Origin of the sequence: Haloferax sp. Atlit-6N, assembly GCF_003383195.1 — an archaeon.
GTDB lineage: Archaea > Halobacteriota > Halobacteria > Halobacteriales > Haloferacaceae > Haloferax > Haloferax gibbonsii.
The window spans coordinates 1-430 of record NZ_QEQJ01000433.1; the positions used below are offsets into that span (position 1 = coordinate 1).

The window sequence follows — 430 nt, forward strand, 5'->3', positions numbered from 1 at the left end:
GCACCAGATCCGGATAATAAATACTCTACAGTGGGTGGCATCGTTGATACAAAATCCGGAGACGAGGCGAACTTTGGAGACGAAGAAACAGAGGGAAAGCACACTGAGTATCTCAGCCGGGCGCGGAGGCACCTCGATACGGAATATCTCTCCCACATCTTTGTTGTGAACGAAATCGATGGGCAGCAGGAGATCGCCTTCTTCGATAAGATGGCAGATTCCTACAACTCGAATGAAAATATGGTCGTGTGGTACGTCGATGCGCTGGCGATGCTCCTGGAGGTAGCACTTACTGTCAACCTGAGAAACGAGTTGCAGTTGGTTGGCGGTGATTTTCAGAAGCTATTCTATCCGTTCTTTGTCACCGAAGCTTACAAACAAACCAGCGTCAGTGGGATCACGAGAAAGGTTGGACAGAGTCAAGAAGACT

Annotated in this window: 1 protein-coding gene; it reads left to right on the forward strand. The window is 49.1% G+C overall.

Features of this window, described 5'->3' with window-relative positions; genetic code table 11:
- Positions 1–430: hypothetical protein (locus DEQ92_RS23680; RefSeq protein ID WP_158547671.1), on the forward strand; the 430-nt coding region annotated here is incomplete at both ends.